Below are 13,819 nucleotides of genomic sequence, written 5' to 3'. Positions count from 1 at the left end.
AGCCTTAAAGGTCGGCAGCCGGGCCGCCGATTGGGTTTTCCGGGCGTTCGTTCTGTACCACTGGCGGCGTGCCTGAAGTACCCGAACCACCTTCCCAATCACGAGGCTCGCGAGGCGTACGACCAGCCATGATGTCGTCGATCTGCTCGGCATCAATGGTCTCGTACTTCATCAGGGCATCGGCCATGGCGTCGAGCTTGTCACGGTTATCGGTGAGGATCTGCTTGGCCGTGCCGTAGCACTGGTCAATGATGCTGCGCACTTCAGAGTCGATCAGCTTGGCAGTCTCGCCGGAGAAGCTGGCACTTTGACCGCCACCACCACGACCCAGGAACACTTCGCCTTCTTCCTCGGCATACATCAGCGGGCCGAGTTTTTCGGACAGGCCCCACTTGGTAACCATATTCCGGGCAATCTGGCTGGCACGCATGATGTCGTTGGAAGCGCCGGTGGTCACACCGTCAAAGCCCAAGGTCATCTCTTCAGCGATACGACCGCCGTACAGCGAGCAGATCTGACTGATCAGAGCGCGCTTGGAGAGGCTGTAACGATCCTCTTCCGGCAGGAACATGGTGACACCCAGTGCCCGGCCGCGAGGAATGATCGACACTTTGTAGACCGGGTCGTGCTCAGGCACAACGCGACCGACAATGGCGTGACCAGCCTCATGATAAGCAGTGTTCTGCTTCTCTTTCTCGGACATGACCATGGATTTGCGCTCGGCACCCATCATGATCTTGTCTTTGGCCAGCTCGAATTCTTTCATCTCGACAATGCGCTTGCCGGTACGGGCAGCGAACAGCGAGGCCTCGTTCACCAGGTTGGCCAGGTCGGCACCGGAGAAACCAGGGGTACCGCGGGCAATCACGCCTGGAGCGACGTCGTCGCCCATTGGCACTTTGCGCATGTGGACCTTGAGAATCTGCTCGCGGCCACGGATATCTGGCAAGCCAACCACAACCTGACGGTCGAAACGGCCCGGACGCAGCAGCGCCGGGTCAAGTACGTCAGGACGGTTGGTGGCGGCAATCACGATGATGCCGTCATTCATTTCAAAGCCGTCCATCTCGACCAGCAACTGGTTGAGGGTCTGCTCACGCTCGTCATGACCACCGCCCATGCCAGCACCACGATGGCGACCGACAGCGTCGATTTCGTCGATGAAGATGATGCATGGCGCGTGCTTCTTGGCCTGCTCGAACATGTCACGCACACGGCTGGCGCCCACACCGACGAACATCTCGACGAAGTCGGAACCGGAAATGGTGAAGAACGGCACCTTGGCTTCGCCGGCAATCGCCTTGGCGAGCAGGGTTTTACCGGTACCCGGAGGACCGACCATCAGTACACCGCGAGGAATACGGCCACCCAGGCGCTGGAATTTGCCCGGATCGCGCAGGAACTCGACCAACTCGCCAACTTCTTCCTTGGCTTCGTCGCAACCGGCAACGTCAGCCAGGGTGGTTTTTACCTGGTCTTCGGAAAGCAGGCGGGCCTTGCTCTTGCCGAAGCTCATCGGCCCGCCCTTGCCCCCTGCGCCGCCTTGCATCTGGCGCATGAAGAACATGAAGACGGCGATAATCACCAGGATCGGGAAGCTGGCCACCAGGAGCTGGGTCCAGATGCTCTGCTGCTCAGGCTGCTTGCCCTCAACGACCACCTTGTTGTCCACCAGGTCGCCGATCAGACCATTGTCCTGGATCGCCGGACGGATGGTCTTGAAGCTGTCGCCATCGTTGCGCTTGCCAGTGATCACGTAGCCATCAACCGCTACGCGCTCGACCTTGCCATCCTTAACTTGCTGGATGAAGTCGGAATAGTTGAGGGTCTGCGGCTCGTTAGGGCTGGAGAAGTTGTTCATCACCGTCACCAGGACAGCCGCGATGATCAACCACAGGATCAGATTCTTTGCCATATCGTTCAATTAACTACCCTCTGAAGCAAGCTCCGCTACTGGCGCGCGCTTCGCATGATATTCACCGGCCTAACTTACTACATTACCTACAACTCTGGCAGGCGCCGTCTGTAACCCTTTGTGAAACTTTGACTACACAATATTCGTAAAGCTTCGTGACGAAAGCGATATAAAAAAACCTATCGACTCCCTTAAAACCTTTAAAGACGCTCATCACTGGCAGCGCCTTCGACACCGCGATAGCCGCGGCCCAGCAAATACTGCTCGCGAGACCTGTCCCTCGAGGAGTCAGGCTTGCGGGTCTGCACCTTGTCGAACAGCTTGCGCATGTTCTTGTGGTACTCGTCAAAACCTTCCCCAAGGAAGACCTTGACCAGAAAATCACCACCCGGACGCAGAACCCTTCCTGCCAGATCCAGTGCCAATTCGCACAGGAACATGGCGCGTGGCATATCCACGGCTGGTAATCCACTCATATTGGGGGCCATATCCGAAATCACAAGGTCTACCTGCGAATTTCCGACAGCCTCGAGGATCTGTGCCAGTACATCATCACGGGTAAAGTCGCCATGCACGAAGGTCACATCAGGGATGCTATCCATTTCCAGGATATCGGAAGCGATCAAACGGCCTTGCCCACCAATCAGACGACTGGTCACCTGGGACCAGCCACCGGGGGCTGCGCCGAGATCAATTACGCTCATGCCGGGACGGATCAACCGGTCCTTTTCCTGGATCTCCAGCAGCTTGTAGCTGGCCCGGGAACGGTAGCCATCCTTTTGCGCCTTTTTGACGTAAGGATCGTTGAAATGCTCTTTAAGCCAGTTAAGGCTAGTTTTGGAACGGGCCACGGGCCACCTCGAAAATAAAACGGGTCGTGATTAACTGGGCGGTCCCGGACTCGCTCGGGTAAACTGGCCGCCGCTTTTTACAAGATCAGACGCAGGGGTCAGATTATGCCGCTCACTCAAGAGCAGAAGAAACAGTACAAATCCATTGGCCACCATCTGAAACCAGTTTTGATTGTGGCCGACAACGGTTTGACTGAAGGTGTGTTAGCCGAACTTGAACGCGCATTAGGCGATCACGAGCTGATCAAGATCAAGGTCAATATCCTTGATCGCGAAGCGCGCCTGGCCGCCATTGCAGAACTGTGCAAGGTGGGCAAAGCGGACCTGGTTCAGGTCATCGGCAAGATGGCGCTGCTGTATCGCAAGAATTTCAGCGCCAACAAGCAACTGTCGAACGTTCATCGCTTCAAATGATGCAAGGGTCACGGGCGCGCTTCGCGCGCCCTGCCACTCCATCCCGGCGCAGGCTGTACCACCAGCACCAAGCCAGAAAACCCTAGCACAAGATAGCTGAACAGCTGCCAGCGCAACGCTTCCGGCAGCAATATGCGCACCACGCAATACATTGCGCACGCATACAGCGCCATCAACAGCAGTTGCCCGCGCATATCCCGCCACAAGCTCCCCAAGCCCTCGGCCTTGACCAGCACCAATGCCTGGAGAATCACGCACGCCGCCGCAAATCCCACCAGCAGCGCACTCAATAATCCGCCGATCTCATCGATCAGCAACGGCGCCAGGCCAATCATGCCCAGCACCGGCAATACACCAAGATGCAACAGCCATAGCCCGCCAACCCAAAGCATCTGAGCCAACTGCCAAAGCATGGCGCCCGCTCGAAGCGGGCGCCGTTTTTCAGATGTGACGAACTTCGACAATCTCGTACTCGATCACGCCACCGGGCGTCTTGACGGCCACCACATCACCCTCTTCCTTGGCAATCAAGGCGCGGGCCAGGGGCGAACCGACGGAGATCTTGCCGAGTTTGAAGTCAGCCTCGTCCTCACCCACGATGTGGTAAGTCACGCTTTCATCCGTCTCGACGTTGGCGATTTCTACAGTCGTGCCGAAAATCACCTTGCCGGTCTTGGGAATAGTCGTGACATCAATGATGACCGCATTCTGCATGCGCCCTTCGATATCACGGATCCGCGCCTCGACCATCCCCTGCTGCTCACGGGCAGCATGGTATTCGGCGTTTTCCTTCAAGTCGCCCAGCTCACGGGCCGTACCGATGTCCTGGCTCAGCTTTGGACGTACGACCTTGGTCAGATGGGCGTGCTCCTCTTCCAGGGCCTTGGCGCCCTGGACAGTCATTGGGTATTTGATCATGCCTTCAATCCTGCGTGTAGATCCTGCAAGCGACGCACGGTCTTTTCCGGACCGAACTTGAGCGCTTCACAGATGGCTTCGCCAGCAGCAATGGTGGTGGTGCAGTAGATCTTGTGCTGCAAGGCGTTACGACGAATGGAGTAGGAATCCGCGATCGACTGGCGACCTTCGGTGGTGTTGATGATCAGGGTGACTTCGTCATTCTTGATCATATCGACCACGTGCGGACGACCTTCCGTTACCTTGTTCACGCGACGCACTTTCAGGCCAGCGGCTTCAATCAGCTTGGCGGTCCCGGCGGTGGCCACGACTTCGAAGCCCAAGTTGATCAGATCACGGGCCACGCCTGCAACCAGCGGCTTGTCATCATCACGCACGCTGATAAACGCAGTACCGCCGGTCGGCAGCACTTCGCTGGCGCCCATCTGGGCCTTGGCGAATGCTTCGCCGAAGGTATCGCCCACGCCCATCACTTCACCGGTGGACTTCATCTCTGGGCCCAGGATCGGGTCCACACCAGGGAATTTGGCGAATGGGAATACCGCCTCTTTCACGCTGTAGAAGTTCGGAATGATTTCCTTGGTGAAGCCGATTTCCTTCAAGGTCTTACCGGCCATGACACGGGCAGCAATCATCGCCAGGGACACACCGATGCACTTGGAAACAAACGGCACGGTACGCGAAGCACGCGGGTTGACTTCGATGACGTAGATGTCTTCGCCTTGCAGCGCCAACTGTACGTTCATCAGGCCGACCACGCCCAGCTCCAGGGCCATTTTCTTGACCTGCTCGCGCATCTCGTCCTGGATGTGCAGCGGCAGCGAGTACGGCGGCAGGGAGCACGCGGAGTCACCGGAGTGAACACCCGCCTGCTCGATGTGCTGCATGATCGCGCCGATCACCACGTCGGTACCGTCGCAGACCGCATCCACGTCCATCTCGATGGCGCAGTTGAGGAAGTGGTCCAGCAGCACCGGGCTGTCGTTGGACACTTTCACCGCATCACGCAGGTAACGCTTGAGTTCTTCTTCTTCGTAGACGATTTCCATCGCCCGGCCGCCCAGCACGTAGGACGGACGCACCACCAACGGGTAGCCGATCTTGCTGGCTGCACGGATGGCTTCGTCTTCGCTGCGCACGGTCGCGTTTGGCGGCTGGCGCAGGTTCAGGCGCTCGACCATTTGCTGGAAGCGCTCACGGTCTTCGGCACGGTCGATGGCGTCAGGGCTGGTACCGATGATCGGCACGCCAGCCGCTTCCAGGGCACGCGCCAGTTTCAGCGGGGTTTGCCCGCCGTACTGCACGATCACGCCTTTTGGCTTCTCGACGCGACAGATTTCCAGCACGTCTTCCAGCGTTACCGGCTCGAAGTACAGGCGGTCGGAAGTGTCGTAGTCAGTGGAAACAGTTTCCGGGTTGCAGTTGACCATGATGGTCTCGTACCCGTCTTCGCGCAGGGCGAGGGCGGCGTGTACGCAGCAGTAGTCGAACTCGATGCCCTGACCGATACGGTTTGGACCGCCGCCCAGGATGATGATCTTGTCGCGGCCCGACGGCGCGGCTTCGCACTCTTCCTCGTAGGTGGAGTACAGGTACGCGGTGTCGGTGGCGAACTCTGCGGCGCACGTGTCAACACGCTTGTAGACCGGGAAGATGTCCAGTTTGTGGCGGTGGGTGCGCAGGTTTTTCTCGGTCACGCCCAGCAGTTTGGCCAGACGCTGGTCGGAGAAGCCTTTGCGCTTGAGACGGAACATCAGGTCGCGGTCGATAGAGGAAAGACCCAGGGTCTTGACCTTCTCTTCTTCCTTGATCAGATCTTCGATCTGCACCAGGAACCACGGATCAATCATGTTCATGCCGAAGATGTCTTCGACGGTCATGCCCGCGCGGAAGGCGTCAGCCACGTACCAGATACGCTCGGCGCCCGGCACGGTCAGCTCGCGCTTGAGGATGCTCATGCTTTCCGGGTTGCTCAGGTCGAGCTTCTCGTCCAGACCGCAAACGCCAACTTCCAGGCCACGCAGAGCTTTCTGCAGGGACTCCTGGAATGTCCGACCAATGGCCATGACTTCACCGACCGACTTCATCTGAGTGGTCAGGCGGGCGTCGGCTTTCGGGAACTTCTCGAAAGCGAAGCGTGGCAGCTTAGTAACTACGTAGTCGATCGACGGCTCAAAGGACGCCGGCGTAGCGCCGCCAGTGATTTCGTTTTGCAGCTCGTCCAAGGTGTAACCGATCGCCAGCTTGGCAGCGATGCGCGCAATCGGGAAGCCGGTAGCTTTTGATGCCAGCGCCGAAGAACGCGACACACGCGGGTTCATCTCGATCACGACCATACGGCCTGTGTTCGGGCAAATACCGAACTGAACGTTGGAACCACCGGTTTCAACGCCGATCTCACGCAGTACCGCCAACGAGGCGTTACGCATGATCTGGTATTCCTTGTCCGTCAGGGTTTGCGCAGGAGCAACGGTGATCGAGTCACCGGTGTGCACACCCATCGGGTCGAAGTTTTCGATCGAGCAGACGATGATGCAGTTGTCCTTTTTATCGCGGACAACTTCCATCTCGTACTCTTTCCAGCCGATCAGGGATTCGTCGATCAGCAGCTCTTTGGTCGGTGACAGATCCAGGCCGCGGGCGCAGATTTCTTCGAACTCTTCACGGTTGTAAGCGATACCGCCGCCGGTGCCGCCCATGGTGAAGGACGGCCGGATAATGCACGGGAAGCCGAGCTTTTCGAGAACCGCGTTGGCCTCTTCCATGCTGTGGGCGATACCCGAGCGCGGGCAATCAAGACCGATAGACTTCATGGCCTTGTCGAAACGCGAACGGTCTTCAGCCTTGTCGATGGTGTCGGCATTGGCGCCGATCATCTCTACGCCGAACTTTTCCAGGACGCCTTCGCGCTCCAGGTCCAAGGCGCAGTTCAGTGCAGTCTGGCCACCCATGGTCGGCAGCAGTGCGTCCGGACGCTCTTTCTCGATGATCTTGGCAACGGTCTGCCACTTGATCGGTTCGATGTAGGTGGCGTCGGCCATGTCCGGGTCGGTCATGATGGTGGCCGGGTTGGAGTTCACCAGGATGACGCGGTAACCCTCTTCGCGCAGGGCCTTGCAGGCCTGGGCGCCGGAGTAGTCGAATTCGCAGGCCTGGCCGATCACGATCGGGCCAGCGCCGAGAATCAGGATGCTTTTTATGTCTGTACGTTTTGGCATGGGTTTGTCACTCAAATCCGCAGGTCAGTCGGCAAGCCGTCTTGAACAATCTTTGAAGAGCCTGCGGGGGCCACCGAGAGTCGGGGCCGCCCGCAGGCCACTCAGTCAGCGTCGCTTGGCCATCTCATTGATGAAACGGTCGAACAGCGGCGCTACGTCGTTCGGGCCCGGGCTCGCTTCAGGGTGGCCCTGGAAGCTGAACGCGCTCTTGTCGGTGCGCTCGATACCCTGCAGGGAACCGTCGAACAGCGACTTGTGAATGGCACGCACGTTGGCCGGCAAGGTGGCTTCATCCACCGCAAAACCGTGGTTCTGGCTGGTGATCATCACGACACCGGTGTCCAGGTCTTGTACCGGGTGGTTGGCACCGTGATGGCCGTGGCCCATTTTCAGGGTCTTGGCGCCGGAGGCCAGGGCCAGCAGCTGGTGGCCGAGGCAGATACCGAATACCGGGATCTCGGTGTCCAGCACTTCCTTGATGGCCTTGATCGCGTAGTCGCATGGCTCAGGGTCACCCGGGCCGTTGGACAGGAACACGCCATCCGGTTGCAGGGCCAGCACATCGCTGGCCGGGGTCTGGGCCGGGACCACGGTCACACGGCAACCGCGCTCGACCAGCATGCGCAGAATGTTGTACTTGATGCCGTAGTCGTAGGCCACGACGTGATACGGCAGCTCAGCCGCTTCGATGGTCGCGTGGCTGTCGGTCTTCAAGTCCCAGACAGTGGAGCGCCACTCGTACTTCTCTTTGGTGCTGACAACTTTCGCCAGGTCCATGCCTTTGAGGCCAGGGAAGCCCTGCGCTGCAGCAATTGCCGCCTCTTCGGAAATATTGTCACCGGCCATGATGCAGCCGTTCTGCGAGCCTTTTTCACGCAGGATGCGTGTCAGGCGGCGCGTATCGATACCGGCGATCGCCACAACATTGTTGGCTTTCAGGTAATCGGACAGCGACATCGTGTTACGCCAGTTGCTCGCAACCAGTGGCAGGTCACGAATCACCAGACCGGCCGACCAGACACGATCAGACTCGACGTCTTCCGGTGTAGTACCGGTGTTGCCGATATGTGGATAAGTCAGGGTAACGATCTGCTGGGCGTAGGAAGGATCGGTAAGGATTTCCTGATAGCCGGTCATGGCGGTGTTGAACACCACCTCTCCAACGGTCTGACCGTCGGCTCCAATGGCTTCGCCGCGAAAAATGCTGCCATCAGCAAGGGCGAGTATGGCTGGCTTAGTCAAGAAGACCTCCCGTAAATAAAGCCTGAAAGGGCGATCGCAGGTTGCAAAAAAGCGGAGTGACGTATGGACACGTCACCCCGCTTCTTCACTGAATTATTCTGCGCGCTTTTAGTGGACACACTAAAGCTGTAGCTTACAGAAAAAGGCTTTTTGGGTCCACCGCTAATGAGCCGAAAAGGCAGGAGAATGCGACAGGACGTCGCTTAGCGGGTAAAAACGGGGCCCTAGAGTAATCCTCCGGGCCCGTTTTTGCTACTGATTAACGCAGATCCAGCACGTCTTGCATGTCGTAGAGACCCGCTTCGCGACCCTCCAGCCACAATGCGGCACGCACCGCGCCCTTGGCGAAGGTCATGCGACTGGAAGCCTTATGGGTAATCTCCAGGCGTTCACCTTCGGCAGCAAACAGCACCGTATGGTCACCCACCACATCACCACCGCGCACGGTGGCAAAGCCAATGGTTTCACGCTCGCGCGCCCCGGTATGACCTTCGCGACCATATACTGCGACCTTCGACAGATCACGCCCCAAGGCATCGGCAATCACTTCGCCCATGCGCATGGCAGTGCCCGATGGCGCATCGACCTTGTGCCGGTGATGCGCCTCGATGATCTCGATATCCGCGTCATCACCCAACACCCTTGCCGCCATGTCGAGCAACTTCAGCGACAGGTTGACGCCCACACTGAAGTTGGCGGCAAACACGATAGGAATGTCCTTGCCTGCCGCGACGAGCAATTGCTTTTGCTCGGCATTCAGGCCCGTGGTACCGATAACCATGGCTTTGCCCGCCTTGCGGCAGAACGCCAGGTTTTTCAGCATCACTTCGGGCAGGGTGAAGTCGATCAATACATCGAACTCATCAGCCACCTGCTCCAGGCTGCCGGACAATGACACACCGATCCGCCCCAGGGAGGCCAGCTCGCCAACATCGGCGCCTATCAGCGTACTGCCGGGGCGTACGATCGCCGCAGTCAGCCCCGACAGAGGCGAGCGCTGCTGCACCGCCTCCACCAGATTCTTGCCCATGCGCCCGGCGGCGCCCATCACTGCTATACGTCGCATATCCACGTCCTTACAGGTCGCCGAAGAAGCGCTTCACGCCTTCGAACCAGCCAGCGGTCTTGGGCGAATGGGAGCCATCACCGGCCAGCGAACCGCGCAGCTCTTCGAGCAACTCACGCTGACGACGATCCAGGTTGACCGGCGTCTCGACAGCCACACGGCACATCAAGTCACCCGCACCACCACCGCGCACCGGCGCTACACCTTTGCCACGGATCCGGAACTGCTTGCCGGTCTGAGTCCCCTCGGGGATCTTCAGCTTGACCCGCCCTTCGAGGGTCGGAATCTCCAGCTCGCCACCCAGGGCCGCATCGACAAAACTGATCGGCACTTCGCAGAACAGGTGCTTGCCGTCACGCTGGAAGATCGCGTGCTCGCGCACATTGATCACCACGTACAGGTCGCCCGTCGGACCACCCTGCGCGCCCGCCTCGCCCTCGCCCGACAAACGGATGCGGTCGCCAGTATCAACACCCGCCGGCACTTTCACCGACAGGGTCTTGTACTCTTCGACGCGTCCTTCGCCGTGGCAGGAATCGCACGGATCGGAAATGATCTTGCCCTGGCCATGGCAGCGCGGGCAGGTTTGCTGCACCGAGAAGAAACCCTGCTGCATGCGCACCTGGCCAATACCGCCACAGGTCGGGCAGGTGATCGGCGAGGAGCCTTTCTTGGCGCCCGAACCGTCACACGGCTTGCAATTGACCAGCGTCGGCACGCGGATATTGACGCTGGTGCCGCGTACGGCCTCTTCCAGATTCAGTTCCAGGGTGTAGCGCAAGTCGCTGCCACGCTGGGCACCGCCACGCTGACCACCACGACCGCCGCCGAAGAAGTCGCTGAATACATCGCCGAAGATATCGGAGAAGTTCTGCCCGCCAAAGCCAGCCCCGCCGCCGCCCATGCTTGGATCGACACCGGCATGGCCATACTGGTCGTAGGCTGCACGCTTGTTCGGATCACACAGGCATTCGTAGGCCTCATTGGCCTCTTTAAACAATTCTTCGGATTCTTTGTTATCCGGATTACGGTCCGGGTGGTGCTTCATCGCCAGGCGACGGTAAGCCTTCTTCAGGTCCGCCTCGCTGGAACCGCGCTCCACACCCAATACTTCGTAATAGTCACGCTTTGCCATAAGTCTTTGCACTCTTAAGGACGTCCGGCAAAACCCTCCTGAGCCTGCCAAACTCGTTGAGCCCCAATACAGGCCCGGACCCAACTCACGTCAAATTCAACGATCCTGGTCTTTACTGCTTTCAGCCGAGACCCAGCCAAAAACGCGGTGCCTGTCGATCGCAAAGCAGGAGCATTCCCGATCACACCGCCAACATCCGAACCTTGTCGCATGCTGTAAAAATTCGCGTACCCCAGACACGCCAACGCGGGAGCAAGCTCCCGCGCGGCGACATCCTACCAGTCACCGCTTGATAGCGGTCAACCGGGCGACCAAGTTACTTCTTCTGGTCTTCTTTTACTTCTTCGAACTCGGCATCGACAACGTCGTCGTGCTTGGCTTCAGGTTCTGCCTGTTGCGCAGCACCGTCACCTTGCGGAGCCTGCTCGGCGTACATCTTCTGAGCGACCGGCGCGGAGACTTTCGACAGCTCCTCAACCTTGGCTTCGATGGTGGCCTTGTCGTCGCCTTTAACAGCGGCTTCCAGGGCAACCACGGCGGCTTCGATTACGGTCTTCTCTTCAGCAGTCACTTTGTCGCCAGCATCCGCGATCATTTTGCGAGTCGAGTGAACCAGTGCATCACCCTGGTTGCGGGCAGCGGCCAGTTCTTCGAACTTGCGATCTTCCTCGGCGTTCTTTTCAGCATCGTTGATCATCTGCTGAATTTCTTCCTCGGACAGACCGGAGTTGGCCTTGATCACGATCGACTGAGTCTTGCCAGTAGCCTTGTCCTTGGCGCCTACGTGCAGAATGCCGTTGGCGTCGATGTCGAAGGTCACTTCAATTTGTGGCACGCCACGTGGAGCGGGTGGAATCTCGGCCAGGTCGAACTTGCCCAGGGACTTGTTCTGTGCAGCCTGCTTACGCTCACCTTGCAGCACGTGAATGGTCACGGCGCCCTGGTTGTCATCGGCAGTCGAGAACACTTGCGATTTCTTGGTAGGAATCGTGGTGTTTTTCTCGATCAGCGCGGTCATCACGCCGCCCATGGTTTCGATACCCAGAGTCAGCGGGCTGACGTCCAGCAGCAGCACGTCTTTCACGTCGCCGGCCAGTACCGCACCCTGGATGGCAGCACCCATGGCAACAGCTTCGTCCGGGTTCACGTCTTTACGTGCTTCTTTACCGAAGAACTCGGTGACCTTCTGCTGTACCAGCGGCATACGGGTCTGACCGCCAACCAGGATCACGTCGTTGATCGAACCAACGTCGATACCCGAATCTTTCAGGGCGATGCGGCAAGGTTCGATAGTGCGCTGAACCAGGTCTTCAACCAGCGATTCCAGCTTGGCGCGCGAGATCTTCACGTTCAAGTGCTTAGGACCGGTGGCGTCTGCAGTGATGTACGGCAGGTTCACGTCGGTCGAATTGCTCGAAGACAGTTCGATCTTGGCTTTTTCAGCAGCTTCTTTCAGGCGCTGCATCGCCAGCGGGTCACCTTTGAGGTTCATGCCGCTTTCTTTCTTGAATTCGTCAACGAGGTAGTCGATCAGACGAATGTCAAAGTCTTCACCACCCAGGAACGTGTCACCGTTGGTCGCCAACACTTCGAACTGGTGCTCGCCATCGACTTCAGCGATTTCGATCACGGAAACGTCGAAAGTACCGCCACCCAGGTCATAAACGATCACGGTGTGGTCGCCCTTGGCCTTGTCCATGCCGTAAGCCAGAGCGGCCGCGGTAGGTTCGTTGATGATACGTTTTACGTCCAGGCCCGCGATGCGGCCGGCGTCTTTGGTCGCCTGGCGCTGGCTGTCGTTGAAGTAGGCCGGAACGGTAATCACCGCTTCAGTCACTGCTTCACCGAGGTAGTCTTCGGCAGTCTTCTTCATCTTTTTCAAGATTTCAGCCGAGATTTGCGGTGGCGACATTTTCTGGCCGTTCACTTCAACCCAGGCGTCACCGTTGTCAGCCTTGGCGATTTTGTACGGCACCATCTTGATGTCTTTCTGTACGACTTCTTCGTCGAACTTACGACCGATCAAACGCTTCACCGCGTACAGGGTGTTATGCGGATTGGTCACAGCCTGACGCTTGGCGGACTGGCCTACCAGGATCTCGCCGTCGTTGGCGTAAGCCACGATGGACGGAGTGGTACGCGCGCCTTCTGCGTTTTCAATAACCTTGGATACGCCGTTTTCCAGCACGGAGACGCAGGAGTTGGTAGTCCCCAGGTCGATACCGATAATTTTGCCCATGATTCACTCTCCCGAAACTTTGGATTTGGTTGCCGCAGCAGTGGTGGCTAACTGCGGTAGCACTTAAACGCTTGACTTATAAATGGGGTCGTTACGAACGATTTCAAGCCTGCTCGTCAATCGACGGCGAAACCGGTGCGGGAGCCTTGCTCACCACCACCATCGCCGGGCGCAACAGGCGACCATTGAGCTGGTAGCCCTTCTGGAACACCTTCAACACGCTGTTAGGCTCAAGGTCAGCATTTTCCTGCATGGCCATGGCCTGGTGATGCTCCGCGTTGAACGGCTCGCCGCCTTGCGGATCGATTGCTTCCAGCTGATAACGCTTCAGGGTGTCCTGGAACATTTTCAGAGTCAGTTCGATCCCTTCGCGCATGGCACGGATGTTTTCGTCGTCCGGACTGGACAGCTCCAGGCCACGCTCCAGGCTGTCGATGATCGGCAACAGATCACCGGCAAACTTCTCCAGCGCAAACTTGTGGGCTTTCTCTACATCCTGCTCGGCGCGGCGGCGGACGTTCTGCAGATCGGCAGCAACACGCAAAGCCTGATCCTGAGCGCCTGCCAGTTGCTCTTCGAGCACTTGCACACGAGCCGCCAGGTCTTCACCCGCTGCCTGCGAGGCCTGGTTGGCGTCTGGGTTTTGCGTATCCAGCGTCTGTTCGTCAGCCATAGTTTTCTCCTTTCGAAATCCTGCGCGAACTCAACTCGCGCTTCTGTTCCGGTATATGGGGCCACAATTTCCAGGTTCAAGGGCGGACATACCCCGACTCACACTTTCCCGCACATTCCACATAGAGCTAAAAAAAACCTTTATCCAA

The 13,819-nt window shown here is 58.3% G+C and carries 11 protein-coding genes; 1 reads left to right on the top strand and 10 read right to left on the bottom strand.

Going from position 1 to position 13,819, the window contains the following annotated elements; all coding sequences use genetic code 11:
- Positions 1-4: 4 nt before the first annotated feature.
- Both ftsH and rlmE read right to left on the bottom strand, forming a co-directional pair.
- Entirely contained in the window at positions 5-1,915 is a 1,911-nt protein-coding gene (ftsH, locus tag HBR93_RS21615) for an ATP-dependent zinc metalloprotease FtsH (protein ID WP_029298988.1), read from the bottom strand.
- Between the two features lie 200 nt (positions 1,916-2,115).
- The gene (rlmE, locus tag HBR93_RS21610; protein ID WP_038445965.1) at positions 2,116-2,766 is read right to left on the bottom strand and encodes a 23S rRNA (uridine(2552)-2'-O)-methyltransferase RlmE; all 651 of its coding nucleotides are present in this window, start codon (positions 2,764-2,766) and stop codon (positions 2,116-2,118) included.
- A 105-nt stretch (positions 2,767-2,871) separates the two neighbouring features.
- On the opposite strand from rlmE, the gene HBR93_RS21605 reads away from it, so the two are divergent.
- Positions 2,872-3,180 carry a YhbY family RNA-binding protein gene (locus HBR93_RS21605; RefSeq protein WP_029298992.1) on the top strand — a complete coding sequence of 103 codons (309 nt, stop codon included), beginning with the start codon at positions 2,872-2,874 and terminating at the stop codon, positions 3,178-3,180.
- Between the two features lie 8 nt (positions 3,181-3,188).
- On the opposite strand, the gene HBR93_RS21600 is transcribed toward HBR93_RS21605, so the two are convergent.
- The 8 genes from HBR93_RS21600 to grpE all read right to left on the bottom strand — a co-directional run bounded on the left by HBR93_RS21600 (position 3,189) and on the right by grpE (position 13,671).
- Positions 3,189-3,593, bottom strand: coding sequence for a hypothetical protein (locus HBR93_RS21600; protein WP_057444151.1), 405 nt, complete (start codon positions 3,591-3,593; stop codon positions 3,189-3,191).
- Positions 3,594-3,621: 28 nt separating this feature from the next.
- On the bottom strand, positions 3,622-4,098 hold the full coding sequence (greA, locus tag HBR93_RS21595) for a transcription elongation factor GreA (protein WP_032862903.1): 477 nt from the start codon (positions 4,096-4,098) through the stop codon (positions 3,622-3,624).
- Positions 4,095-7,316: a carbamoyl-phosphate synthase large subunit gene (carB, locus tag HBR93_RS21590; RefSeq protein WP_057960660.1), complete on the bottom strand. Its 3,222-nt coding sequence runs from the start codon at positions 7,314-7,316 to the stop codon at positions 4,095-4,097. The genes greA and carB overlap by 4 nt, the downstream gene beginning before the upstream one ends.
- A 105-nt stretch (positions 7,317-7,421) precedes the next feature.
- Positions 7,422-8,558: a glutamine-hydrolyzing carbamoyl-phosphate synthase small subunit gene (carA, locus tag HBR93_RS21585; RefSeq protein WP_057440173.1), complete on the bottom strand. Its 1,137-nt coding sequence runs from the start codon at positions 8,556-8,558 to the stop codon at positions 7,422-7,424.
- A 259-nt stretch (positions 8,559-8,817) separates the two neighbouring features.
- Entirely contained in the window at positions 8,818-9,624 is an 807-nt protein-coding gene (gene dapB, locus HBR93_RS21580; protein ID WP_057440174.1) for a 4-hydroxy-tetrahydrodipicolinate reductase, read from the bottom strand.
- A 10-nt stretch (positions 9,625-9,634) separates the two neighbouring features.
- Positions 9,635-10,759: a molecular chaperone DnaJ gene (gene dnaJ / locus HBR93_RS21575; RefSeq protein ID WP_057440175.1), complete on the bottom strand. Its 1,125-nt coding sequence runs from the start codon at positions 10,757-10,759 to the stop codon at positions 9,635-9,637.
- Between the two features lie 316 nt (positions 10,760-11,075).
- The gene (dnaK, locus tag HBR93_RS21570; protein WP_169961049.1) at positions 11,076-12,998 is read right to left on the bottom strand and encodes a molecular chaperone DnaK; all 1,923 of its coding nucleotides are present in this window, start codon (positions 12,996-12,998) and stop codon (positions 11,076-11,078) included.
- Between the two features lie 103 nt (positions 12,999-13,101).
- Positions 13,102-13,671 carry a nucleotide exchange factor GrpE gene (gene grpE, locus HBR93_RS21565; protein WP_038445951.1) on the bottom strand — a complete coding sequence of 190 codons (570 nt, stop codon included), beginning with the start codon at positions 13,669-13,671 and terminating at the stop codon, positions 13,102-13,104.
- Between the last annotated feature and the right edge of the window lie 148 nt (positions 13,672-13,819).

It is taken from the genome of Pseudomonas sp. WS 5411, from assembly GCF_012985595.1.
Classification (GTDB): domain Bacteria; phylum Pseudomonadota; class Gammaproteobacteria; order Pseudomonadales; family Pseudomonadaceae; genus Aquipseudomonas; species Aquipseudomonas shahriarae.
Note: the sequence above shows the minus strand (reverse complement) of the source record. Positions and strands in the feature narration are given on the sequence as shown.

Coding starts and splice junctions, on each gene's coding strand:
- ftsH (WP_029298988.1), bottom strand. CDS start 1,915: ATGGCAAAGAATCTGATCCTGTGGTTGATCATCGCGGCTGTCCTGGTG.
- HBR93_RS21605 (WP_029298992.1), top strand. CDS start 2,872: ATGCCGCTCACTCAAGAGCAGAAGAAACAGTACAAATCCATTGGCCAC.
- HBR93_RS21600 (WP_057444151.1), bottom strand. CDS start 3,593: ATGCTTTGGCAGTTGGCTCAGATGCTTTGGGTTGGCGGGCTATGGCTG.
- greA (WP_032862903.1), bottom strand. CDS start 4,098: ATGATCAAATACCCAATGACTGTCCAGGGCGCCAAGGCCCTGGAAGAG.
- carB (WP_057960660.1), bottom strand. CDS start 7,316: ATGCCAAAACGTACAGACATAAAAAGCATCCTGATTCTCGGCGCTGGC.
- dapB (WP_057440174.1), bottom strand. CDS start 9,624: ATGCGACGTATAGCAGTGATGGGCGCCGCCGGGCGCATGGGCAAGAAT.
- dnaJ (WP_057440175.1), bottom strand. CDS start 10,759: ATGGCAAAGCGTGACTATTACGAAGTATTGGGTGTGGAGCGCGGTTCC.
- dnaK (WP_169961049.1), bottom strand. CDS start 12,998: ATGGGCAAAATTATCGGTATCGACCTGGGGACTACCAACTCCTGCGTC.
- grpE (WP_038445951.1), bottom strand. CDS start 13,671: ATGGCTGACGAACAGACGCTGGATACGCAAAACCCAGACGCCAACCAG.